Origin of the sequence: Marivirga atlantica (assembly GCF_016734805.1) — a bacterium.
Classification (GTDB): Bacteria; Bacteroidota; Bacteroidia; order Cytophagales; family Cyclobacteriaceae; genus Marivirga; species Marivirga atlantica.
This window is the reverse complement of record NZ_JAERQG010000001.1, coordinates 506,766-529,359: the sequence shown is the minus strand read 5'-3', so window position 1 is coordinate 529,359 and position 22,594 is coordinate 506,766. Positions and strand designations below refer to the sequence as shown.

At 38.4% G+C, this 22,594-nt stretch carries 21 protein-coding genes; 13 read left to right on the top strand and 8 right to left on the bottom strand.

All coding sequences use genetic code 11. From position 1 onward, the window contains the following. Positions 1–2: 2 nt before the first annotated feature. The gene (locus JKP34_RS02415; RefSeq protein ID WP_201917331.1) at positions 3–1,421 is read right to left on the bottom strand and encodes a pyridoxal phosphate-dependent decarboxylase family protein; all 1,419 of its coding nucleotides are present in this window, start codon (positions 1,419–1,421) and stop codon (positions 3–5) included. Between the two features lie 81 nt (positions 1,422–1,502). Here JKP34_RS02415 and JKP34_RS02410 point away from each other — a divergent pair, with 81 nt between their 5' ends. The 6 genes from JKP34_RS02410 (at position 1,503) to JKP34_RS02385 (ending at position 6,958) form a co-directional block, all read left to right on the top strand. Continuing rightward, positions 1,503–2,093 (top strand): LemA family protein, encoded by a 591-nt coding sequence (locus tag JKP34_RS02410; protein WP_201917329.1) that lies wholly within the window; start codon positions 1,503–1,505, stop codon positions 2,091–2,093. A gap of 2 nt (positions 2,094–2,095) precedes the next feature. Next, on the top strand, positions 2,096–2,539 hold the full coding sequence (locus JKP34_RS02405; protein WP_201917327.1) for a TPM domain-containing protein: 444 nt from the start codon (positions 2,096–2,098) through the stop codon (positions 2,537–2,539). 3 nt (positions 2,540–2,542) lie between these two features. Then, positions 2,543–3,328 carry a TPM domain-containing protein gene (locus JKP34_RS02400; protein WP_201917325.1) on the top strand — a complete coding sequence of 262 codons (786 nt, stop codon included), beginning with the start codon at positions 2,543–2,545 and terminating at the stop codon, positions 3,326–3,328. Between the two features lie 106 nt (positions 3,329–3,434). Then, complete coding sequence (locus tag JKP34_RS02395) at positions 3,435–5,222, top strand: glycoside hydrolase family 15 protein (protein WP_201917323.1); 1,788 nt, start codon at positions 3,435–3,437, stop codon at positions 5,220–5,222. A gap of 5 nt (positions 5,223–5,227) precedes the next feature. Beyond that, positions 5,228–6,025 carry a zinc-dependent peptidase gene (locus JKP34_RS02390; RefSeq protein ID WP_201917321.1) on the top strand — a complete coding sequence of 266 codons (798 nt, stop codon included), beginning with the start codon at positions 5,228–5,230 and terminating at the stop codon, positions 6,023–6,025. A 24-nt stretch (positions 6,026–6,049) separates the two neighbouring features. Next, on the top strand, positions 6,050–6,958 hold the full coding sequence (locus JKP34_RS02385; RefSeq protein WP_201917319.1) for a YihY/virulence factor BrkB family protein: 909 nt from the start codon (positions 6,050–6,052) through the stop codon (positions 6,956–6,958). A gap of 1 nt (position 6,959) precedes the next feature. Here the strand turns inward: JKP34_RS02385 and JKP34_RS02380 are convergent, their stop codons facing one another. Together JKP34_RS02380 and JKP34_RS02375 are read right to left on the bottom strand one after the other, a co-directional pair. Further along, entirely contained in the window at positions 6,960–7,379 is a 420-nt protein-coding gene (locus JKP34_RS02380) for a response regulator (RefSeq protein WP_201917317.1), read from the bottom strand. A 20-nt stretch (positions 7,380–7,399) separates the two neighbouring features. After that, positions 7,400–8,653 (bottom strand): lipase family protein, encoded by a 1,254-nt coding sequence (locus JKP34_RS02375; protein ID WP_201917315.1) that lies wholly within the window; start codon positions 8,651–8,653, stop codon positions 7,400–7,402. Between the two features lie 41 nt (positions 8,654–8,694). On the opposite strand from JKP34_RS02375, the gene JKP34_RS02370 reads away from it, so the two are divergent. Next, the gene (locus JKP34_RS02370) at positions 8,695–9,645 is read left to right on the top strand and encodes a pyridoxal-phosphate dependent enzyme (RefSeq protein ID WP_201917313.1); all 951 of its coding nucleotides are present in this window, start codon (positions 8,695–8,697) and stop codon (positions 9,643–9,645) included. A gap of 4 nt (positions 9,646–9,649) precedes the next feature. Here the strand turns inward: JKP34_RS02370 and JKP34_RS02365 are convergent, their stop codons facing one another. After that, positions 9,650–11,068: a Glu/Leu/Phe/Val family dehydrogenase gene (locus tag JKP34_RS02365; protein WP_201917311.1), complete on the bottom strand. Its 1,419-nt coding sequence runs from the start codon at positions 11,066–11,068 to the stop codon at positions 9,650–9,652. A 23-nt stretch (positions 11,069–11,091) separates the two neighbouring features. Next, on the bottom strand, positions 11,092–11,760 hold the full coding sequence (locus tag JKP34_RS02360; RefSeq protein ID WP_201917309.1) for a 3-hydroxyacyl-CoA dehydrogenase family protein: 669 nt from the start codon (positions 11,758–11,760) through the stop codon (positions 11,092–11,094). A 49-nt stretch (positions 11,761–11,809) separates the two neighbouring features. Between JKP34_RS02360 and JKP34_RS02355 the strand changes: the two genes are divergently transcribed. The 4 genes from JKP34_RS02355 (at position 11,810) to JKP34_RS02340 (ending at position 14,516) form a co-directional block, all read left to right on the top strand. Continuing rightward, positions 11,810–12,190: a RidA family protein gene (locus tag JKP34_RS02355; RefSeq protein WP_201917307.1), complete on the top strand. Its 381-nt coding sequence runs from the start codon at positions 11,810–11,812 to the stop codon at positions 12,188–12,190. After that, entirely contained in the window at positions 12,190–12,675 is a 486-nt protein-coding gene (locus JKP34_RS02350) for a hypothetical protein (protein ID WP_201917305.1), read from the top strand. The genes JKP34_RS02355 and JKP34_RS02350 overlap by 1 nt, the downstream gene beginning before the upstream one ends. Before the next feature lie 92 nt (positions 12,676–12,767). After that, positions 12,768–14,306, top strand: coding sequence for a glutamate--tRNA ligase (gene gltX, locus JKP34_RS02345; protein WP_201917303.1), 1,539 nt, complete (start codon positions 12,768–12,770; stop codon positions 14,304–14,306). A 6-nt stretch (positions 14,307–14,312) separates the two neighbouring features. Beyond that, complete coding sequence (locus tag JKP34_RS02340; protein WP_201917301.1) at positions 14,313–14,516, top strand: hypothetical protein; 204 nt, start codon at positions 14,313–14,315, stop codon at positions 14,514–14,516. A 158-nt stretch (positions 14,517–14,674) separates the two neighbouring features. Here the strand turns inward: JKP34_RS02340 and JKP34_RS02335 are convergent, their stop codons facing one another. Beyond that, a complete protein-coding gene (locus tag JKP34_RS02335; protein ID WP_201917299.1) occupies positions 14,675–15,079 on the bottom strand; it encodes a DUF7793 family protein in 405 nt (134 codons plus the stop codon). Positions 15,080–15,265: 186 nt separating this feature from the next. On the opposite strand from JKP34_RS02335, the gene JKP34_RS02330 reads away from it, so the two are divergent. Then, the gene (locus tag JKP34_RS02330) at positions 15,266–15,844 is read left to right on the top strand and encodes a hypothetical protein (RefSeq protein WP_236664865.1); all 579 of its coding nucleotides are present in this window, start codon (positions 15,266–15,268) and stop codon (positions 15,842–15,844) included. Further along, on the top strand, positions 15,837–16,436 hold the full coding sequence (locus JKP34_RS02325; RefSeq protein ID WP_201917295.1) for a hypothetical protein: 600 nt from the start codon (positions 15,837–15,839) through the stop codon (positions 16,434–16,436). Before JKP34_RS02330 ends, JKP34_RS02325 begins: the two co-directional genes overlap by 8 nt. A 103-nt stretch (positions 16,437–16,539) precedes the next feature. Here JKP34_RS02325 and JKP34_RS02320 read toward each other — a convergent pair whose 3' ends face one another. Beyond that, the gene (locus tag JKP34_RS02320) at positions 16,540–17,991 is read right to left on the bottom strand and encodes a glutamate synthase subunit beta (protein ID WP_201917293.1); all 1,452 of its coding nucleotides are present in this window, start codon (positions 17,989–17,991) and stop codon (positions 16,540–16,542) included. Then, positions 17,991–22,514: a glutamate synthase large subunit gene (gene gltB, locus JKP34_RS02315; protein ID WP_201917291.1), complete on the bottom strand. Its 4,524-nt coding sequence runs from the start codon at positions 22,512–22,514 to the stop codon at positions 17,991–17,993. Before gltB ends, JKP34_RS02320 begins: the two co-directional genes overlap by 1 nt. Positions 22,515–22,594 lie beyond the last annotated feature (80 nt).

The window sequence follows — 22,594 nt, the reverse complement described above, 5'->3', positions numbered from 1 at the left end:
CGTTAATTCAATTTACAAGCATGATCTAAAACTATCTGCCAGGCCTTCTCTACATGTGTTTTGGTAAGTTCCGGATGTCCACCAACCCACCTAATGGTATACTTCCCATTAAGCTTGGTGTGCGTCATGTAAATTTTACCAGCTTCATTTATGTTTTTTAACAGCTTTTCGTTGAAGCTGTTAAGCGCTTCTTCACTAATCTTTCTATTATTAAACCTGAAACAAACAAGATTAACGGAAACAGGCGCCAGCATTTCAAAATCATTATGTTCATCAATTTGTTGCTTTAACCACAAAGCCCAATCACAATGTTGTTGAATGATGGTTCTGAGCTTTTTAGCGCCAAAGCTTCTTATTACGAACCAAAGTTTTAACGACCTAAACCTTCTTCCTAACTGGATGTGCCAATCTCTATAGTTGTTAACTATATCGTCATTTTCTGTTTTGAGATACTCAGGCGTAATGGAAAATGTATTAATTAAAGCTTGCTTATCTTTCACATAGTAGAGACTGCAATCAAAGTTGGTGAAAAGCCACTTATGCGGATTAAAAACGAATGAATCTGCCTTTTCAATGCCTTTGCTCATCCACCTAAACTCTGGAATTATTAGTGCAGCTCCAGAATAAGCGGCATCCACATGCAACCACAAGTTATATTTCTGACATATTGCTCCTACTTTTTCTAACGGATCTACAGCCGTAGAGCCAGTTGTTCCCAAAGCATTCATCACAAACAGTGGTTGATAGCCTGCTTCAATGTCTGATTTAATGGCTTCTTCAAGTTTCTCAGGTATAAGCGCAAAACTCTCGTCTACTTCAATCTTAACAAGGTTGTTTATCCCGAAGCCTGCGATTTTAACATTCTTATCAATTGAGCTATGGGCCTGCTCCGAACAGTAAATTCTGAAAACAGGTTGTTCTCTGAATCCATTTTGATTTATCTGATAATTGGTAGCTTTTTCTCTTGCGGTTAGTAAGGCATTTAAAGTCCCATTACTTGCGGTGTCCTGAATAGAACCAGACCAGGCCTGAGGCAAACCTAAAAGTTGTTGCATCCAAATCATCAGCTTGTCCTCTAATTCTGTTGCTGCAGGTGAAGTTGCCCAAACCATGCCCTGCACCCCTAATGTAGCTGTTAACATTTCTGCCAGTATTGAGGCCTTACTTTTTGATGCCGGAAAATAAGCAAAGAAGTTAGGGCTTTCCCAATGGGTTAAGCCCGGCATTATCTTCTCCTCAAAATCTAAAAACAGCTTCTGGAATTTTTCCGCCTCTTCAGGATAAGTATCGGGAATTTCTGAAGCTATTTCTCCAGGTTTAACATTTGACAAAACAGGATAATGCTCAACCTCCTCCAGGTATTGCGTCATCCAGTTTACCAGTTTTAAGGCTTCTTCTTTAAAGGATTGATTGTTGAGCATATAATTAACATTTCTTTGTGAGTGACGTATGTATTAGCTTAGTAAAGCTAAAAATCAAAATAACTATTAATTGAACACAAAATGAAAAGAGGATTAATAATTGGCGGAATTATTCTGCTTGTAGTCATCATACTTTACAGATTATTTGCTGGCACCTATAACAACATGGTTGAGAAACAAGAAACAGTTTCTGAGGCCTGGAGTCAGGTTGAAAACGTTTATCAAAGAAGATCTGATCTTATTCCTAATCTTGTTAATACTGTAAAGGGCTATGCTGATTTTGAAAAAGAAACACTTCAGGGCGTTATTGAGGCTAGAGCAAAAGCTACCAGCGTGAATGTTGATGCTTCTAATTTAAACGAACAAAATATTCAGCAATTCCAGCAGGCGCAACAAGGCCTTACCTCCGCGCTTTCCAGGTTAATGGTAGTGGTTGAAAGATATCCTGACTTAAAGGCCAACCAAAACTTCCTTCAGTTGCAAAGTCAGTTGGAAGGGACTGAAAACAGAATTGCCGTTGAAAGAAGACGCTTTAATGAGCAAGTGAAAGAATATAATGCATACATCAAAAAGTTTCCTCAAGTAACTTTAGCCGGCATGTATGGCTTTGAACAAAAAGGATATTTCGAAGCTGATGCAGGGGCAGAAAAAGCACCAGAAGTTAAATTTTAATTATGGCAAATACATCTGACAAACTAAGTGCTCTAGATAAGGCAGAAATAGTAAAAGCTATTAAGTCTGCTGAAAAGAAAACCTCAGGAGAAATACAAGTACACGTTGACAAGCATTGCAAGGAAGATGTACTTGATCGTGCCGCACACGTTTTTAAAACGTTGAAGATGCACGAAACGAAAGAGCGCAATGGAGTGCTCTTCTACCTGGCTATTAAAGACCATAAATTCGCAATACTTGGCGACATGGGTATTAACCAAAAAGTTGAAGAAGGCTTTTGGGATAGCATTAAAGATCACGTGATAGCCAAGTTCAGAGAAAATAAATTTGGCGAAGGCCTAAGTGAGGGTATCTTAAAAGCCGGAGAAAAGCTTTCCTCTCACTTCCCATATCAAGATGATGATGAAAATGAGTTGTCAGATGAAATTTCATTCGGAAAAGATTAAAACATGAGGAGATTACTAATTACTATAATAGGTGGTTTTATGGCTCTTTACAGCCTAAACCTTAGCGCCCAAGAGTTGCCTAAAAACACAAATAAGCTAGTAAATGATTTTACTAATACTTTAAGTACTCAGGAAAAAGCAGCTTTAACAAGAAAGCTGCTAGCTTATAATGATTCAACATCCACGCAAGTTGTTATCCTAATGGTGCCGGATTATAACGGTTATGCCGCGATGGATTACACAACAAGGGTTGCGGAGAATTGGGGCATCGGCCAAAAAGGTAAGGATAACGGAATCTTGATTTCGGTGGCCATGGATGAAAGAAAAATGGCCATTTCTACTGGTTATGGTATGGAAGATAGAGTGACTGATGCAGCAACTTCTACCATAAGAGAAGAATATATGAAGCCGGCCTTTAGAAATGGAAATTATTATAAGGGTTTGGATGATGCCATTACTATCATTTTTGACTTGGCAGCAGGTAAATATAAAGCTGATAAAATAGCCAACGGCAATAATACCAAAGGTATAGGACTCGGAGCCTTTCTCATCATATTCTTTATAATCATAACCATCATTTCCAGAATCAGGCGTGTGAGAAATCACCATATGGGTGGTGGTAGCATGGATATACTTACCATACTCATGCTAATGGGTAGTGGTAATAGACATGGCGGTAGCTGGAATGACTTCAACTCTGGAGGTGGTGGCTTCGGTGGAGGCGGAGGTGGTTTTGGCGGCTTCGGTGGTGGCTCCTTTGGCGGGGGAGGTTCTAGCGGAAGCTGGTAAACGTTTGCATTAAAAAAGGGATGAAATTTCATCCCTTTTTCTTTTTATTTTAACCAATACATACAAAATTGGTTAACTTATCTGCTTATAACCTAAATTTTTCAGCATGGCTAATAGACATACCTATGATTTCGGACTAATCGGAAACTGCGCATATCTTGCGCTTGTTGGCTTAGATACAAACATTTCATGGATGTGCATGCCTCGCTTTGACAGCTCCTTTATATTTGGCAGCCTCATTGGTGGCGAGAAAGGCGGTGAGTTTTCTGTAAAGCCCAATCAGGAAAGCTTCAAATCGGAACAACGATATATTCAAAACACCAATGTGCTTGAAACCATCATCACTACTGATGAATATTCCTACAAGGTAACGGACTGTGCACCACGTTTCAGGCAGTTTGATAGGTACTACCGGCCTCAAATGTTGATAAGAAAAATTGAACCATTAAGTGGAACACCTCAACTCAAAGTGGTTTGCGATCCGGTAGGTGATTACGGTGAGAAAAGATTAAGAAGAGAAAGAGGTAGTAGCCATATCAGATATTTTGGTTTGCCAGAAACTTTAAGGGTAACAACGGATATCCCCATCAACATGGTCATGGATAGTACCTGTTTCGTATTAACAAAGCCTCGATATTTAATAATGACTTATGGCGCACCCTTAGAGGCCGAGCTTCAGGAAACAGCAGAAAGTTTTATAAGAAAAACAACATACTACTGGCAAAATTGGGTAAAATCAACCAGCATAGGCATGCATTACCAACAACAGGTAATTCGTTCTGCACTAGCTTTAAAGATTCATCAGTATGAGGACACCGGGGGCATTATTGCCTCACCCACTATGTCTCTACCAGAATCACCCGGCAGTACCCGAAACTGGGATTATAGGTATTGCTGGATGAGAGATACGTATTATACTTTAACTGCTTTTAATAACATTGGTCACTTCGAAGAAATGGAAAAGTATTTCCTCTATCTCACCAATTTACCTATGAGCGGAAAGGAAAGAATTCAGCCTCTTTATGACATAGTAGGTCAAAATAAAATTGTTGAAACAGAATTAGATCTTCCAGGATACTTGGGCAACAAACCTGTAAGACTAGGTAACGATGCCTATACGCATATTCAAAATGATGTTTATGGCCAAATCCTATTAGCAATTCTTCCACTGTATACTGATAAGCGTTTTGCCAAAATGGAAAGGAGTGAGTCTGTGCCTTTATTAAGCACTATTTTGGAAAAGATAGAATTCACTATTGATGAAGCTGATGCAGGACTTTGGGAATTCCGAAACCTTAAGCAAAAGCATGCCTATACCCATTTATTTCAATGGGCAGGAAGCCATGCCGCCTGTAAAATTGCTAAGGAAATTGGTGCAGATGATTTGGGTAAAAGAGCTGAAAAGCTTCGTAAAAAGGCTAAACAGCATCTGGATAATTGTTATTTGAAAGATAGAAAAGCATATGCCCAGGCAGAAGGTGTTAACAGAATGGATGCCAGCACGCTGCAATTAATTATGATGAATTATATTCCGCATGACAGTCAAAAAGCGAAAGATCATTTAAAAGCATTAGAAGAAGACTTAAAAGTTGGGAAAGGATTATTCTACCGATATAAACATGCTGACGACTTTGGTGAGCCAGAAACCACCTTCTTAATTTGTGCTTTTTGGTATGTAGAGGCGCTTGCTTGTGTAAACAGAACAGATGACGCCATGGAAGCTTTTGAAGAAGTCATAAGCTATGCCAACCATGTGGGATTACTAAGTGAGGATGTTAAATCATCGGATGGAAGCATGTGGGGTAATTTTCCGCAGGCATACAGTCATGTCGGCTTGGTAAATGCCGCTTACAGAATTAACAATAAATTAGATAAACCAGATTTTCTTCCATAGAGCTTATGGAAATAATAGGTTTTCTAATTGTTTTAGTGGTATGGGCCTTTGTTCAAATTATCAAGTCTAACGGCTTTAGCAGATTCAATACATGGAACATACCTTTTTTTCTATCAGGCCAGCTTAAACCTGCTCATCTCGATTCCCTTAACAAGTATTCAGACTTTTACAGAAGGCTAAAACCCAAATACAAGAGAGAATTTGAAAAACGTGTTTTGCTGTTCATGAACAGCAAAACCTTTATTCCCAGGCAAATGTCTCATGTTACTGACGAAATGAAAGTGTTGATTTCGTCAGTAGCTATTCAATTAACTTTTGGTTTACAGCGAATTTATCTAGCTCATTTCAATAAAATATTAGTATATCCTTCTAAGTATTATTCTACAATTAACAATCAGTATCATAAAGGAGAGGTTAACCCAAGGTTCGGCATCATCGTGCTATCTTGGGATGCTTTTGTCAGCGGTATGAGTAAACCCACCGATGGTTTAAGCTTAGGTTTGCATGAACTAGCGCATGCACTTCATTTAGAAAACAGAATCAAAAATGAAGAGTATGGTTTTTTTAACTATGAAGCATGGAAAGTTTATGTTCACGAATCAAATAAAGAGCGAATAACTATAGAACTTGGCACAAACACCTTTTTCAGAAATTATGCAGCAGTTGATGAATATGAGTTTTTCGCTGTTGTAATAGAGTTGTTTTTTGAACAATCAAAGGCTTTATATGATTACAATAAGGCATTGTATGAGGCTTTAACTATTTTACTTCAGCAAAACCCTCTTACAATTTTAAGAAGTTAACTACCAAGCATTAGCGACAAATAAATGAAATACTTTTTCAAAAAATGGTTTCAAATTTTTAAAGGAGCCGTTTCCAGATTTTTTCAGGATAACCCTTGGAAACATGGTGCAGCCACTGCGTTTTTCACCATCTTTTCTCTTCCGGGTATGGCTATCATATCCATAACAGTAGCCAGTTACTTTTACGAAGACACTGTTGTGCGCGAACAGCTAATCACCCAAATTAAATTATTGATGGGTGATGCCAGTGCAAAACAAATAGAAGATCTGATGGGGCAAGCTTATATTTCGGATGCTGGGATATTTTTAAAGGCTGTGGGTATTGGTACCTTAATATTTAGTGCTACTACAGTATTTGTTTCTTTGCAGGATAGCTTAAATTATATTTGGCGGATTAAACCTAAGCCAAAAAAAGAAGCTATAAAATTTATACTTAATCGGTTGTTGTCACTGGCTATGGTAGTGTCATTAGGCTTTTTAATTTTAGTTTCATTGTTGGCAGACACACTGATTACCGTTCTGCACGACAAGGTATTTACAGTTCTGCCTGACTCCATATATTTTCTAGCTCAATCTATTAATCTACTTATCTCTATTTCTTTAATTCTGTTGATATTTGCGGTCATTTATAAAGTGCTTCCTGATGCTACACTAAAGTGGCGAGATGTATGGATAGGAGCCTTTATAACTACATTATTATTTGTAGCCGGTAAGTTTGGTATCGGTTATTATTTAGGAACCTCTAATTTAAACGACACCTATGGAGCAGCTGGTTCTCTAGTACTGTTGTTAACCTGGGTGTACTATTCTATAATTATCTTATTACTCGGAGCACAAATTACTTATGTTCATGCCAAACATATGGGGAGAACTATTTTACCCAACAGTAATGCTGTTGCTATCAAATTAGAAGAAGTAGAAAGAGAGAGGTAATTTATACCTCCTCTTTATTGTCAAAATATGCTTTGAATGGCTCCAAAACCTTTAAGTTATTGATCTTTTCATCATTTAGAGGTTTTTCCAGAAAGGCCACAACCTGCGGATAACCATTAGCTTTTTGTCTGTCAAGCTCGTTAACCGATGAGGTTAATATTACCACCTTGACCTTATCCTTATAACCCTTTTCTTGTATACCTTTCAGGAAGTCCCAACCATCAAATACGGGCATATTAAGATCAAGCAAAATACAATACTCATTTTGCTTTTCATGATGGTTTTCATCAAGATATTCTAAGGCCTCTTTTCCGTTATAAAAGGTTTTAGAATTGTCATTAAAGTTATTTTCTTTAACAAAAACCTGATGAAGAAATACTGTCATTTCATCATCATCTACAATTAGAGTATCTATGCCCATTGATATGATTTACAATAATTTTATCTAAAAAAGCCTAATAAGACATCTTGGAAATAACGGGCTCCGGCAGTACCATGTACATTCCCGTCAATTGTTGTGAAGTTGTAAGTCTCCAAAGTAACATCTGTGCTTCCCATAGCATTCATAGCTGCTAATGCGTCCTCAGAGTTAAAGTATGGAACCAACTCATCATCAATGTGATGATATAGCTTTATAGGTGCTTCAGCTCGCCAATTATGAATGTTATTATCAGCCAATGCCTGACTGAATGCGCTTGATGGGTTATTGATGTCGTTTATGAATTGATCCGTGAAAACAGTTTGAGGATTAGAGCTACTAATGGCAAAATAACCATTTTCAATTACCTCAGTTGCATAGGGCTCTTTTAAATAATATGATAATCCATTTTGAAGCTCTGGGTAAACCTTATCATAACTGTCCATTACCCATAGGTATAAGCTAATAGGAAAGCCTAAATCTCCTTCAAAGTTAAAAATATAATTACCTACTGCTGATTTATGATAGGCTCCAGCACCCATAGCGCTTTTAGCTATAGGAAACTCTTCTGTTAAATTGTTTTCTTCCATGTACTTATGTAGAGCCATAGTCGAGTTTCCTCCCTGACTATATCCCATTAAATAAGTTTTAGAAACCATTTCTACTTCTAAAAAAGTTCCTAGTTCCTTTGCTGCTCTCAACATGTCGAAAGAGGTAGTAGCTGCTGTTTGTGCATGCTCATATGGGTGAAAAAGTTCCTTAGTACTTCCATAGCCAATATAATCTGCAGCTGAAATGAGGTATCCGTTTGAGGCGTAAAGAAAAGCTGAAAGATATACTTCTGCATTGTCTGGTGATAGGTATGATGGTGCTCTATTTTCCTGATCAATTTGAGGATCAGGATCTTTTGCTAAAGTACTATGCTGAAAACTCGTAAGTTTTACTTTCCCCGATACCTTCGGAATAAGCACTAAACCAGAAGCCTCCACCATACTATTGTCATAGTTCATAGTATTATAGGTCAATGTGTAGGCATCAACATCAAAGTTTATTATATCAACCACTAAAGGATCGTTACCGAATCTTGCTTCGATTTCCTCTTCAGTTACAGTTTCAACAAATTCGTAACTTACAACATAATCAAATGAAGGTTCATTGTTTACATCTTCTTGATCACATGAAAAAAGGAGTAGACTTAAAAATAAGCCTAAAATTAATTTATAATTTGAAGTATTCATTCTTATAGTTTGTTTAGAAAACGGAATTAGTTGGTTCATAGTTAGAATTTAAAAAATCAATTTAACATAAAATTAATATTATGCACCTACAAGAGGTCCCCAGTAAGTCAGAAATTATTGCCGCTCATCAAAGAATTAGAAATTTTGTTCACTTTACACCTGTACTGACCTCTCAAAAACTCAACAAGCTTTTTGGTGTAAAGATGTTTTTTAAAGCTGAAAACCTGCAGAAAGGCGGAAGTTTTAAAATCAGGGGGGCCACGAATGCTATACTGTTAAATAAGGAATCATTAAAAAATGGTGTTGCGACTCACTCATCGGGGAATCATGCTCAGGCTCTCGCACTTGCCGCTAAAAATCAAGGGTTAACAGCTCACATAGTTATGCCTGAAAATGCTCCAAAGGTAAAAGTACAAGCAGTTGAGGGTTATGGTGCCCACATTACTTTCTGCCAACCTACATTGGAAGCTCGAGAAACAACCTTAAAAAATATTGTAAATAAGACTGGTGCCATGTTTATCCTGCCTTATAACAGTTATGACATCATTGCCGGCCAGGCAACCATGATGAAAGAATTGGTAGAGGAAATAGACAAACTAGATGCCGCCTTCATTCCTATTGGTGGTGGTGGTTTAATTTCAGGCTCCATTCTCAGTGCTGAATATTTTAGCCCTAACACAACTGTGATCGGAGCAGAGCCAGAGCAAGCTGATGATGCTTACCAGTCTCTAAAAGCTGGTTCGTTTATTCCATCTAAGAATCCTGATACAATTGCAGATGGTTTAAAAACATCATTAGGTGACCTAACTTATCCTATTATAATGAAGGGGGTTAATGATATTATTACCGTTTCAGAGCAAGAGATTGTTGATGCTATGAAGTTAATTTTCACTTATTTAAAGCAAGTAATAGAGCCCTCAGCTGCTGTTCCTTTGGCCGCTCTAATAAAAGAAAAAGCCAACTTCCAGAAAAAGAAAGTTGGCTTAGTTTTATGTGGTGGAAATGTTGATCTGGAAAAATTGCCCTTTTAACAGATTAAGGGAATATACCCAAATCCATATAGCTAATAGCAATTCTATCCATTGCCAAAATAAAGGCAGCGGTTCTTAAGCTTTTAATGCCTTTTTCTTTTCGTTTGGCATTTAGCTCATGATAGGCGTTTACCATAGTTTCCTCCAAACCTGAATTTACAAGGTCTCGCTCACTCGCTCCTTTAACAATTTTTTGATGCTCTTCATCACTGAAAGTATCACCAGTAGCATTCTCTATACTATCCAGTAACAGCTTATATTTTTCCATCTCATACCGTTTCTCCAATTTACCGAAAGAGACTCTTGATAGGTTTTTCAGCCACTCAAAGTAAGAAACAGTAACACCCCCTGCATTCAAATACATATCAGGGATAATCATCACATTCTTTTTAAGTAATTCCTTTTCAGCATCTTTAGTAACAGGGCCGTTTGCAGCTTCGGCAACTATTTTAGCCTTTATACCAGCTACATTATCAATAGTTATCTGATTTTCTAAAGCAGCAGGTACAAGTACATCACATTCGTAAGCTAAAAGTTCTAATGAGTTTTCCACAAACTTCCCATTTTTGAAGTCCTTTAAAGTACCGTGTTCATTTTGATGTTTCTTAAGCGCCTCAATATCTAAGCCGTTTTCATCGAATATACCACCATTGTACTCAGCTACACCCACAACTTTTGCCCCTGACTGATGCAAATAAAGCGCTGAATAATACCCTACATTACCAAAGCCCTGAACGATAATTCTTTTACCTTTCGTTCCTGTGGTTAAACCCAACTCTTTCATATCTTCTTCAACACTTAAGGCCTCTCTAATACCAAAGAAAACGCCTAAGCCCGTTGCCTCTGTTCTTCCTTCAATACCATGTTGAGAAAGCGGCTTACCCGTTACAGCACCCTTTGCATTAATAGTTTCTGGGTTAAACGCTTCGTAGGTATCAACGATCCACGCCATTTCCCTGGCACCTGTTCCATAATCTGGAGCTGGAACATCAATAGCAGGACCAATAAACTTTTTCTTAATAAGTTCAGAAGTATAACGCCTGGTTATTCTCTCCAGCTGATCAACACTATAATCTTTTGGATTAATGTTTACACCGCCCTTGGCTCCTCCGAAAGGAATGTTAACCATAGCACACTTAAAAGTCATAAGCGCAGCCAACCCCATTACCTCTTGCTCATTTACCAACTCGCTATATCTGATACCACCTTTTACAGGTAATTTATGATGTGAATGCTGCACGCGATAACCCTTAATTACTTCATAAGAGCCATCCTGCTTTCGCACAGGAAAGTTAAACTTATAAATACTATTACATTGCTTGATTTGATCAACCAATCCTGGATGTAAATCCATGTGGGCTGCTGCTTCGTCTATGAAACTACTAACCTCTTCAAATAAGCTATATTCTTTTTCCTGTGACATATAATTGTGTTGATGTTAAAGTTCTAATTTAAAGATTGCAGATACTCTTTCTTTAGAAGAGGACATATTTTATAACGCTCTTCTCTGGTATCTTCGTAAATGTTGTTGAGTATCTCAAACACATTTTCAATACCTATTTTATCGGCCCACTCAAAAGGTCCAAACGGATAGTTCGTTCCGAGTTTCATTCCTTGGTCGATGTCCTCTTTAGAAGCCGTGCCTTCTTGAACTGTATAAAAGGCTTCATTGATAATCATACAAATGATTCGAGGTGTTGCCATAGCAACTCTATCCTCTACTACTTCAAAATCCCAGCCTAGTTTATTCATCACTTCTTTTAGTGATTGCTTTTTTCCACCAGTCGGAACAGTGCATTCCAAAATTGGCCTATCAAAGAATGTTGGCAAGCCATTGAAACCATATACTTGATTTTTTACAGGATCAGCGTAAAGCATGATCTCTGAGAAAGTACTCATAACTGAGTTGAGAAAAACTATCAGTTCAGGGTTTTGTTCATAGAATGAAAGGCTCTCTGGCGTTTCATGTGAAATAAAATCGAAAACTAGTTCAATACTAAAAAAAAGGTCTTCATCAATTGCAGATAAGTCTTCTACATGGTGAAGTTTATGGTCCTTCAATCGGTTTGATGCTTCATTATAGTTTTCGGCTGAGCCTACAATCAGAATGTTCATATTTTATTACTTTTGAATCAAAGTTAATTAACTATTTACAAAAACAGACATGACAAAAAGAATCATTGAAACAAAGGAAGCTCCAGCTCCAATTGGCCCCTATAATCAAGCAGTTTTAGCAAACGACACCCTTTACGTGAGTGGTCAAATTGCATTAGATGCACACAGTGGTGAAATGATTAATGAAAACATTACTGAGGAGACTCATCAGGTAATGAAAAACATGGGAGCAATACTTGAAGAGGCAGCTATGAGTTTCGCTAATGTGGTTAAGTGCAGTATTTTTGTAAAAGACATGAATGACTTCTCCACAATAAACGAGGCATACGGTCAGTATTTCAAAGAAAATGCTCCCGCAAGAGAAACCGTTGAGGTGGCGCGTTTACCAAAAGATGTTAATGTGGAAATTAGCTGTATTGCTGTGAAGTAGTGGGTTATTGGCCAAAATATAAGGAACAACTCATCAGCAAATATCCACCTACGGAAGTACTCCGAAGGCTGGAAATCACAGTAAAGCCGGTTAAGAAGCAATCCTTTCATAACCAAAAACTTGATGGAGAGGAACAGGAATTATTCCTTTTTAATGGCCTAATTTCAGAAAAAGGTTTTTCTATTTCTAAAGTAGTGGATAAACCTGATAACTTTCTTCCATTAATAAACGGTAAGGTATTACCATTTGAGCAAGGGAGCAGAGTTCTTGTTCAGTATTCGTTGTTTAAAAGTGTTAATTGGTTTTTCGGCTTTTGGTTTTTTCTGCTATTGGCCTTAACTCTTATTGCTTACATAGAAAAGCAGGCTATCTATTGGTTGGTAGTACCTGTAATTGTTCAGGTGTGTAGCTATATTCTGGTTGTTGCCCGCTTTAAAAAAGGTATTGTTGATAGCCGTAAAGAATTGATCAAGTTAATCTGCTAGGCTGTGGCTGATTCTTTCGAAGAATTCATACAGATGCTCTTTTTACCCACTTTAATTATTAATTTTGCAGCCTAAAATAAAACACTGTAAGTATGAGCAATAAAGTTCGCGTTCGATTTGCACCAAGCCCAACAGGTGCGTTACATATTGGTGGAGTTAGAACTGCACTTTACAACTATCTTTTCGCAAAGAAAGAAGGCGGTACATTCATTTTAAGAATTGAAGATACCGACCAAACGCGTTATGTTGAGAGCGCTGAAAATTATATCAAAGAATCTTTAGAATGGTTAGGTATTACTCCTGATGAAAGTCCTTGGAATGATAAAGGAGAAGTTGGCCCTTACAGACAAAGTGAAAGAAAAGAGCATTATCAAAAATACACCCAACAATTAATTGATAGTGGTCATGCTTACTACGCTTTTGATACTGCTGAAGAAATAGAAGCCATGCGCGAAAGGCTTAAAGCTGCCAAGGTAAATACGCCACAGTATAACGCCATTACGCGTATGCAGATGAAAAACTCTTTAACTCTTTCAGAAGAAGAAGTGAAGCAGAAACTTGATGCGGGAGAGCCTTATGTGATCAGACTAAAAATACCTACCAAAGAAGAGGTTCGCATGAATGATATGGTTAGGGGCTGGGTGATGGTTCATTCTTCACAGATGGATGATAAAATCATTATGAAGTCTGACGGCATGCCAACTTACCATTTAGCCAATGTGGTTGATGATCATTTGATGGGAATAACCCATGTTATTAGAGGCGAAGAATGGTTGCCTTCTGCTCCGCTACATGTTTTATTATATCAATTTTTAGGCTGGGCAGACAGCATGCCGCAGTTTGCTCACTTACCATTGCTGTTAAAGCCTGATGGTAATGGAAAGCTAAGTAAGCGTGATGCAGAAAAACATGGTTTCCCTATTTTCCCACTTCAGTGGAACGATCCTAAGTCAGGCGAGCAGCTCGAAGGTTTTAAAGAACAAGGCTATCTGCCTGATGCCTTTTTAAACTTCCTTGCATTTCTGGGATGGAACCCTGGCAGTGAACAGGAATTATTTAGTATTGACGAGCTGATTGAAGCATTTTCAATTGAACGAATTGGTAAATCAGGTGCCAAGTTTGACATCCAAAAAGCGAACTGGTTTAATCAACAATATTTGAAAAACAAGTCTGATGAAGCCTTAGCTAGCCAACTTAAAGTGCTACTAACCGAAAATAATGTGGTTTTTGATGAGCAAAAATTAGAGCGAATAGTGCATGCCATGAAAGAGCGTGTTACTTTTCTTTCTGAATTCTGGACGACAGGACAGTACTTCTTCCAGAAACCAGCCTCATATGATGAAAAAGTAATCAGAAAAAAATGGAATGCCGAAGTGGCAAGTGTATTGGGTAAATATGCCGATGCACTTGAAAAAGTTAATCATTTAGATGCAAATATTGCTAAATCTACTCTAACAGATGTTTTGGAGCAGGAGGGTATGGGCATGGGTAAATTGATGCAATCTCTGCGTGTGTCTATAACCGGAGAAGGCGGAGGGCCGGATTTGATGGATATAATTGAGATTTTAGGAAAAGAAGAAATAACAGAACGCATCCGTTTGGCGTTAACTACTCTGAAGGACCAAGAGTAAGTTAACATGAGCAAAGAGAAAGATGAATCAGATAAAAAGCCAAAGGTTAATCCGAAACTTGAAGGTTTCGATGTAAAGATTAACAGATTTGGCGAAATAAAAACCAGTTTTGATATCGATAAAATTAACAGCTTTTTAAATAAAGAGGTTGAAGATAAAAAACTGAAAGATCGAGATGATCTTAACTTAAATAAAGACGAAGAAGAGTAGGTTTTTCATTTACAAAAAAAGGACTGTTGATACAGTCCTTTTTTATTAAAGACTATTAAGCGTTACTTATTGTCAAAATTGGGAGTAAGTTAAAATACCCTCGCGTAATTTCTTAATCCATTAGCGCTTAATAATTCTTACTTCGCTTATAGAATGGATTATGCCTGAAGTCTTTCCTGTTCTAACTCTAAACTTTGAAGCCACTCCAGGGCTTCCTCCTCACATTTAAAGATTTTAAATGGAGCAGGTTGGTTGTAAAAAGAAAAAATAAGTTCAAGCACTAATCTGATAGCAGGCTTATCTATCACATAGGCTGTTCCTAAACAGTACTTTTCAATCATTATCCTATTGATACTCATCCAATCTGCCTGCTTTCTTTGTAAATTCAAGGCTGGCACCTTGGCCTTTGTAGCATCAAACAATATGGTCACAGGCTTTCTATCCAGATGACAGTATTGCAGATCATCCAGGTATTCCTGAAAGTTTCTTTTAGTAGCCTTTTCTCCAGTAAATACTACCTTAAAACAATTATCCCCTATTTTTTGAAATGTAGCGTATCGCATTTATTACGCGCTTAAACAGCTAGTATAGTTCATTGGTTTTAGAATAGCATCAAGTTCTTTCTTTCTTGCAAAAGATTACTGCTATTCTTCAACTTCAAACCTTTTTGCCTTAAACTGTGTCACTATTCCGGACTTAACGATCATTTCACAATGCCCTTAAAAATCAAAAACTGCCAACTTCTCATTTTGCTTGTCGCATTATGGTTTTTGGGTCATCAAAAGGCCTTCTCACAAGTAGAAGCCGTAGCAGGTTTAAATTATTCATACGCGATGAATGATGGCGTTTTGCCAAATCAAAAAGCGATAGTCACGCCAACGATTGGCCTTTTAACAAGCTTTCAGTTAAAAGACAGCTCTATTCATCACCTAAAAACAGGAATTCTATTTATGGTAGCTGGGTATAACCAAGATTTTGACGAAACTACTTACTCCAAAAGGTTTAAATACCTTGCGCTACCTTTACTCTATAAATTGCAGCTCTCAGACGCTATTTCTGTGGAGGCGGGTGCGCAATTTAGAATGATGGTACTTAGAGAGGAGGAATATAAATACAACTACCGTAGAGAGGATATAGCTGCGGTATTCGGTTTCAATCTATTCGAAGGCAATATGTTAAGCATATATGTCAATGCTTCTTACGGAATTTTACCCATGGTAAGCTACCAAAGGATTGATGAAATAGGCAATTTTAATGGTAAGATTGAAGACATACATAATACCATGGTTTCATTAGGAATAAAATTCAAACTTTCAGGAAATGACTAAACTTATTAAAATCTCCGCTTTGTTCTGCATTGCTATTCTAGCTGGCTGTCAGGATAGTGTTTTTATTCCTGATCCGCTTGATCCTAGATTAGTGAAATATACTGAAGATGGTAACAATGCCAGTGCAGCACTAATCAATGGTGATATATGGTCTACAGATGACTACTACAATTATGATTACAACTTTTATGAATCAGATATTGACGTGGTAAGCTATGATGATGCTGATAGTCTTATTATCACATTTTATGGCCTACTTGATGAGCGTGAAGATCTTTTACTACATTTTAGTCTGAAAGACTTCGGCATTGATGAAGCTCGTGAATTGGTAAAGCTGGATGAACAAAAAATTCAGCTTGATGGTGCACAAAATACAGCCATCATGGAATCTCTTTTATTTGATGAAACTTATGCAGGCGGGGTAGGTCAAATTTATTTTAAAAGTGTTAAAAGGGCAGACGTTTCCGTAAGCCTATTTGAAGAAGGATCAGTTATCATTTCTGGAACCTTCAGCTTTACCATACCCGGTGAAAACATAGAGGTTACCTATGGAAGGTTCGACTACGAAGTAAGTTTTGTGAATAACTATTAGGAGTTGGGGATTGGGAGTTAGGTTTTGGGAGATGTAATTAATCAGACGGTAGTCGGATAATGCTAATAGCACGTATCCGTCCGACTGTCGTCTGACTTTTAAATTATCCCACCTGATAAACAGACTTTTTCTTAGCAGGCAAAATGCTTTTGTTGGTTAAGAATTTATCAACCGATCTGGCTGCTTCTCTACCTTCCATAATAGCCCAAACTACTAGTGACTGGCCTCTTCTGGCATCTCCGGCAGTGAAAATTTCTTCCTGGTTAGTTTTATATTTATCTGCTTTTACTAAGCCGGTTTTAGTGGCATTTACACCAAAGCTTTTCAAAAGAGATTGCTCTGGGCTTACAAAGCCAATAGCTAACAAGGCTAATTCACAAGGCACCAATCTGGAAGAACCTTCTATTTCTTTCATTTCTTTGCGTCCATCTTTTTCCACCCACTCAATATCAACCAACTCTATGTGTGTGAGCTTGCCCTCCTCTCCCTGAAAGGTTTTAGTGAGAATACTCCATTTTCTTTCTCCACCTTCTTCATGAGATGAAGAAGTTCTGAGCGTCATAGGCCATAAGGGCCACGGATCCTTTTCACCTCTTTCCTTCGGAGGTTTTGGCATTAACTCTAATTGTAAAACAGATTTAGCTCCTTGTCTGTGTGAAGTTCCAATACAGTCAGAACCGGTATCTCCTCCACCTATTACTACAACATTTTTATCCTTGGCAGAAATAGGATCTTGTATATTATCTCCGGCAACTTCTTTGTTTTGTCTGCTTAGAAAATCCATTGCAAAGTGTACGCCCTCTAAATCACGGCCGGGTATGTTTAAATCTCTCGCTTTAGTTGAGCCCGTGCAGATCACAATAGAATCAAAGTCATTTTTTAAACCTTCAGGATTAATGTTTTTACCGACTTCAGCATTCATTTTAAAGATTACACCTTCTTCGTTCATAATGTCAAGCCTTCTGTCAATGATTGGCTTTTCAAGTTTGAAGTCAGGGATACCATAACGCAGTAAACCGCCAATTCTATTTTCTCTTTCAAAAACCGTCACCCAATGGCCTGCTTTATTCAACTGATCTGCTGCGGCTAAGCCTGCAGGGCCCGAACCTATGACAGCTACTTTTTTTCCTGTTCTATTTTTGGGCGGTTTGGGTTTAATGTAACCCAGTTCAAAAGCTTTTTCAGCAATGGTTTTCTCGATATGCTCAATGGCAACAGGAGGCTTGTTAATTCCTAAAACACAACTCGCCTCGCATGGAGCAGGACAAATCCTTCCTGTAAACTCAGGAAAGTTATTAGTGCTATGTAAAATAGATGCTGCCTCTTCCCAATCTTCCTGATAAACTGCATCATTAAATTCAGGAATTATATTTCCTAAGGGGCAGCCTGAATGACAAAAAGGAATACCGCAATCCATGCAGCGCGCGGCTTGCTTCTTGGTTTTCTCTTCAGGAAATGGCTGGTAGATTTCTTTAAAATCACCAACTCTGTTCTCTGGCGGCCTGCTGTCAGGCAATTCTCTGTCATACTTTAAAAAACCATCTAGCTGTCCCATTATGCTACTATTTTATTTTTTGCTTTTTCTTTATTCTCTCTTTCTTCCAATACACGCTTATAGTCGAAAGGTATTACTTTGATGAATTTTGAAAGGTTAAACTCCCAGTTATCTAACACCTTTTTAGCTTTGATACTATTGGTTAGTTCAAGATGCTTTTCAATTAACCCTTTCAGGTATTCCTCTTCCTTTTTGTCGACCACATCTTCCAAACTTACCATTGCTTTGTTACATCTGCTTTCGAAAATACTTTCCTCATCAAATACATAAGCGATTCCACCACTCATTCCTGCTGCAAAGTTTTGTCCTGTTTCTCCTAGCACCACTACACGACCGCCTGTCATGTATTCACAAGCATGATCGCCCACGCCTTCTACTACCGTTGTTACACCTGAGTTTCTTACACAGAATCTCTCTCCGGCCATTCCATTAATAAAGCTGCTACCTGATGTGGCTCCATAAAAAGCTACATTGCCAATAATGATGTTGTTATCTGCCTTAATAGATGATTTTTTTGATGGATAAATGGTGATGAAGCCTCCTGATAAACCTTTACCGAAGTAATCGTTCGACTCACCTTCCACTTCAAAGTGAACACCTTTGGCCAAAAAGGCTCCAAAACTTTGACCAGCTGAACCTGTAAACTTATAATGGATGCTATCTTCAGCTAAACCATCGCCTTTATGCACTTTGCTGATTTCATTTGATAAGATGGCTCCTACAGCTCTATTGATATTCCTAATGGCAAATTCATGTTTTACCTTTTTACCTTCTTTAATAGCTGGTTGTGCTTTTTCGAGTAATTGGTGATCAAGCACTTCTTCCAGTTCGTGCTCTTGCTCTATCTGTTTGTAAATACCTACATGTTCAGGCACATGCTCTCGATAAAGCACAGCATTTAAATCAATGTCCTCAAGTTTCCAGTGGTTCACATCATGACGCATCCTCAGAATTTCAGAATGGCCTACCATTTCGTTAACTGTTCTAAACCCGAGAGAAGCCATGATTTCTCTTAAGTCTTCCGCCAAGAAGTTAAAGAAGTTCACCACATGTTCCGGCTTACCAGTAAACAGCTTTCTTAACTCTGGATTTTGCGTGGCAACGCCAACCGGGCAAGTATTGGTATGACACTTGCGCATCATTATACAGCCTTCAACAACTAGTGCCGCAGTTGAAATTCCCCATTCTTCTGCTCCTAGTAAGGTGGCAATAGCTAAATCTCGTCCAGTTCTTATTTGGCCATCAGTCTGAACGGTAATCCTACTCCTCAAATCATTTTTTACAAGTGTTTGATGGGCTTCAGCCAAACCTAGTTCCCAAGGCAAACCTGCATGGCGAATAGAACTTAAAGGAGAAGCCCCTGTTCCGCCATCGGCACCAGAGATAAGTACAACATCTGCATTTGCTTTAGAAACACCTGCAGCCACTGTACCAACACCTGCCTGTGATACCAGCTTCACATTAATCCGTGCCTGGCGATTGGCATTTTTTAAATCGTAAATGAGCTGGGCTAAGTCTTCAATAGAATAAATGTCATGATGTGGTGGTGGCGAAATTAAACCAACTCCGGGAGTGGAATGTCTTACTCTACCAATCCAATCATCTACCTTATGGCCGGGCAGCTGACCACCTTCACCTGGCTTAGCACCTTGAGCCATTTTAATTTGTAACTCATCGGCATTAGTGAGGTAATAACTTGTTACACCAAAGCGGCCTGATGCCACTTGTTTGATGGCTGACCTTTCTAAGTCTCCATTAGGCTTCATTTCAAAACGTACTTCGTCTTCTCCTCCTTCACCACTATTGCTTTTGGCGCCAATACGGTTCATGGCTATAGCCAAAGTGGAATGCGCTTCATGTGAAATAGAACCAAATGACATAGCACCTGTTGCAAAGCGCCTCATAATTTTCTCAGCCGGCTCAACTTCAGAAATATCAATTGGTGTGCGCTTTTTAAACTCAAGTAAAGAGCGCAGTGTAATCGCTTCTTTAGATTGGTTATTTATCTTGGTAGTATACTCTTTGAATAAATCAAAGTTATTGGTCTTGGTTGACTGCTGTAATAGATGAATAGTTTCAGGATTGAAGAGATGTTTTTCACCCCTATATTTCCATTGATAAACACCACCTACTTCAAGTCGATTGAAAAGCTCAGCATTTTTATATGCCTGCTGATGCTTAACAAGTACTTCTTTTGCCAATCCATCAAAATCAAGACCTTCAATTCTGCTGATGGTTCCAGTAAAGCATCTATCCACCACTTTACGACTTAAACCTAGCGCCTCAAAAATTTGCGCTGCCTGATAAGATTGCAAAGTGCTGATTCCCATTTTGGAAAGGATTTTCAATAAGCCATAACCAATAGCTTGTTGGTAATTTTCAAGTGCTTTTCTGGAGTCACCCTCAATATCAATTTTGCCTTTTTCATAAAGCTCTTCAATGGTTTGAAGTGCTAAATAAGGATTTACAGCACTGGCACCATAGCCAATAATAGTAGCAAAGTGATGCGTTTCGCGTACATCACCAGCTTCAACAACTAAGCCTGTTTCAGTTCTAAGGTTTTTCTTTACCAAGTGTTGATGTACAGCACCAGTTGATAATAGTGAAGGAATAGGTGCATGATTTTCATCAATCTTTTTATCAGATAAAATCAACACCACTTTGCCAGCAATAGCAGCTTGTTCCGCCTCCAGACAGATTCTATCTAAGGCTTCTTCTAATCTTCCATTTTTACCGTCAGCCTCAAATACACAGTTGATTGTTTGATAGCCAAAACCTATATCAGACAGGTACTTAAATTTAGCAAGATCAGCGGCCAACAGTACTGGTTGCGAAATATGAATCTGATGTGCGTGATCAGCTGTTTCCTTTAAAATATTATGACTTTTTCCTACTCTGGTGAAAAGAGACATCACCATGCGCTCCCTGATGGGATCAATCGGTGGGTTACTTACCTGGGCAAATAGTTGCTTAAAGTAATTAGCAATATGTTGACTTTGCTTACTTAAAATGGCTAAAGGGGTATCTGCACCCATTGAACCTATCGGTTCTGTGGCTCTTTCGGCCATATCCTGCAGTATTACCTTGAGCTCCTCTGAGGTGTAACCAAATGCTTTTTGATAAGTAAATAAATCCTTTGTGGGTATAGCCTGGGGGCCTTCTTCGGGTTCTGGCAGCAAGCGCAACTTCATTCTATGTGCATTGATCCACTCGCTGTAGGGGTTTTTCTTTACAATTTTCTGTTTTATTTCATCATCAAACTTGAGTAGATTATTAGAAAAATCTGCTACTATCATTTTACCCGGCTGTAGTCGTCCTTTTTGAATAATATCTTCTTCGGGTATAATGAGGGCTCCTGCTTCTGAGGCTAAAATAAACCTATTATTTTTTGTTACTGCAAAGCGAGCTGGACGAAGTCCATTTCTGTCTAAGGTAGCGCCCACTTTATGGCCATCTGTGAATATAAGAGCTGCCGGTCCATCCCAGGGCTCCATCAGTGAGGCAAAATATTTATAAAAAGCTTTGCGCTCCTTGTCCATATAATCATTATTCTGCCAGGCTTCGGGCACCATCATCATCATTACCTGTTCAAGAGGTCGGCCATCGAGCACAAGCATTTCTACCAAGGCGTCTAAATTGGCAGAGTCAGAATGTTCCGGGTTTGTTACTGGAAGCAACATTTGCAATTCATCGTCAGAGAAAACTTTAGATTTAAAGTTTGCTTCCTTAGATTTCATCTTTGTTACATTCCCACGAATTGTGTTTATTTCACCATTATGGGCTATAAAACGGAATGGCTGTGCAAGCTTCCAATTAGGAAAGGTGTTGGTAGAAAAACGTGAATGGATAATAGCAAAAGTGCTGGCAATTTTAGCATTAGTGAGGTCTTTATAATAAGGTCTGAGCTGGTTTGTTCTCAATTGACCTTTATAAATAATTGATTTTGTAGAAAGACTACAAGCGTAAAATGCTTTATTATTTCCTTCCACATTATGACCAATATGATGGGTAGCAGCCATTCGCATTACAAATAACTTGCGCTCCAATTCATCGTTATTCATAGGCTTTTGTGGCTGAACAAAAATTTGCTCTGTAAGTGGCTCCACTTTTTTAGCCCCAGCACCAGGAACGGTTTTATCAACGGGCACTTCCCTATAACCAACAATGGCTAAGTTGAGCTTTTTAGCATAGTCTTCAATTACATCCTTGCATTGTGCTACTACTGAAGAAATAGTAGGAAAGAAAAACATTCCTATCCCAACGGGTAGATCTGGGTCTAATTCCAGTGCTGCTTCCTTCGCAAAAGATGCTACTAGTGCCGGAGTTATTTGAAGCATAATACCAGCACCATCACCAGTAGAAGGATCTGCTCCAGTACCTCCACGATGCTCCATATTCTCGAGCATGTCCAGCGCATCTTGAATGAGCTGATGTTCTTGTTGACCATCAATATTAACGATAGCACCTATTCCGCAGGCATCATGTTCAAAGTCAGGTTGATATAAGCCTTTATGTGTTTGCATAGAATGAGTTCAAGGGTTTTTGTAGCCTAAAAAGTAAAGCTTAGTGTACAATTTACACTTAGAATGAAGAATAATCAAGC

What these genes read in the sequence shown, in the direction of transcription:
- JKP34_RS02415 (WP_201917331.1), bottom strand. Translation starts at nt 1,421, where the DNA reads ATGCTCAACAATCAATCCTTTAAAGAAGAAGCCTTAAAACTGGTAAAC.
- JKP34_RS02410 (WP_201917329.1), top strand. Translation starts at nt 1,503, where the DNA reads ATGAAAAGAGGATTAATAATTGGCGGAATTATTCTGCTTGTAGTCATC.
- JKP34_RS02405 (WP_201917327.1), top strand. Translation starts at nt 2,096, where the DNA reads ATGGCAAATACATCTGACAAACTAAGTGCTCTAGATAAGGCAGAAATA.
- JKP34_RS02400 (WP_201917325.1), top strand. Translation starts at nt 2,543, where the DNA reads ATGAGGAGATTACTAATTACTATAATAGGTGGTTTTATGGCTCTTTAC.
- JKP34_RS02395 (WP_201917323.1), top strand. Translation starts at nt 3,435, where the DNA reads ATGGCTAATAGACATACCTATGATTTCGGACTAATCGGAAACTGCGCA.
- JKP34_RS02390 (WP_201917321.1), top strand. Translation starts at nt 5,228, where the DNA reads ATGGAAATAATAGGTTTTCTAATTGTTTTAGTGGTATGGGCCTTTGTT.
- JKP34_RS02385 (WP_201917319.1), top strand. Translation starts at nt 6,050, where the DNA reads ATGAAATACTTTTTCAAAAAATGGTTTCAAATTTTTAAAGGAGCCGTT.
- JKP34_RS02380 (WP_201917317.1), bottom strand. Translation starts at nt 7,379, where the DNA reads ATGGGCATAGATACTCTAATTGTAGATGATGATGAAATGACAGTATTT.
- JKP34_RS02375 (WP_201917315.1), bottom strand. Translation starts at nt 8,653, where the DNA reads ATGAACCAACTAATTCCGTTTTCTAAACAAACTATAAGAATGAATACT.
- JKP34_RS02370 (WP_201917313.1), top strand. Translation starts at nt 8,695, where the DNA reads ATGCACCTACAAGAGGTCCCCAGTAAGTCAGAAATTATTGCCGCTCAT.
- JKP34_RS02365 (WP_201917311.1), bottom strand. Translation starts at nt 11,068, where the DNA reads ATGTCACAGGAAAAAGAATATAGCTTATTTGAAGAGGTTAGTAGTTTC.
- JKP34_RS02360 (WP_201917309.1), bottom strand. Translation starts at nt 11,760, where the DNA reads ATGAACATTCTGATTGTAGGCTCAGCCGAAAACTATAATGAAGCATCA.
- JKP34_RS02355 (WP_201917307.1), top strand. Translation starts at nt 11,810, where the DNA reads ATGACAAAAAGAATCATTGAAACAAAGGAAGCTCCAGCTCCAATTGGC.
- gltX (WP_201917303.1), top strand. Translation starts at nt 12,768, where the DNA reads ATGAGCAATAAAGTTCGCGTTCGATTTGCACCAAGCCCAACAGGTGCG.
- JKP34_RS02340 (WP_201917301.1), top strand. Translation starts at nt 14,313, where the DNA reads ATGAGCAAAGAGAAAGATGAATCAGATAAAAAGCCAAAGGTTAATCCG.
- JKP34_RS02335 (WP_201917299.1), bottom strand. Translation starts at nt 15,079, where the DNA reads ATGCGATACGCTACATTTCAAAAAATAGGGGATAATTGTTTTAAGGTA.
- JKP34_RS02325 (WP_201917295.1), top strand. Translation starts at nt 15,837, where the DNA reads ATGACTAAACTTATTAAAATCTCCGCTTTGTTCTGCATTGCTATTCTA.
- JKP34_RS02320 (WP_201917293.1), bottom strand. Translation starts at nt 17,991, where the DNA reads ATGGGACAGCTAGATGGTTTTTTAAAGTATGACAGAGAATTGCCTGAC.
- gltB (WP_201917291.1), bottom strand. Translation starts at nt 22,514, where the DNA reads ATGCAAACACATAAAGGCTTATATCAACCTGACTTTGAACATGATGCC.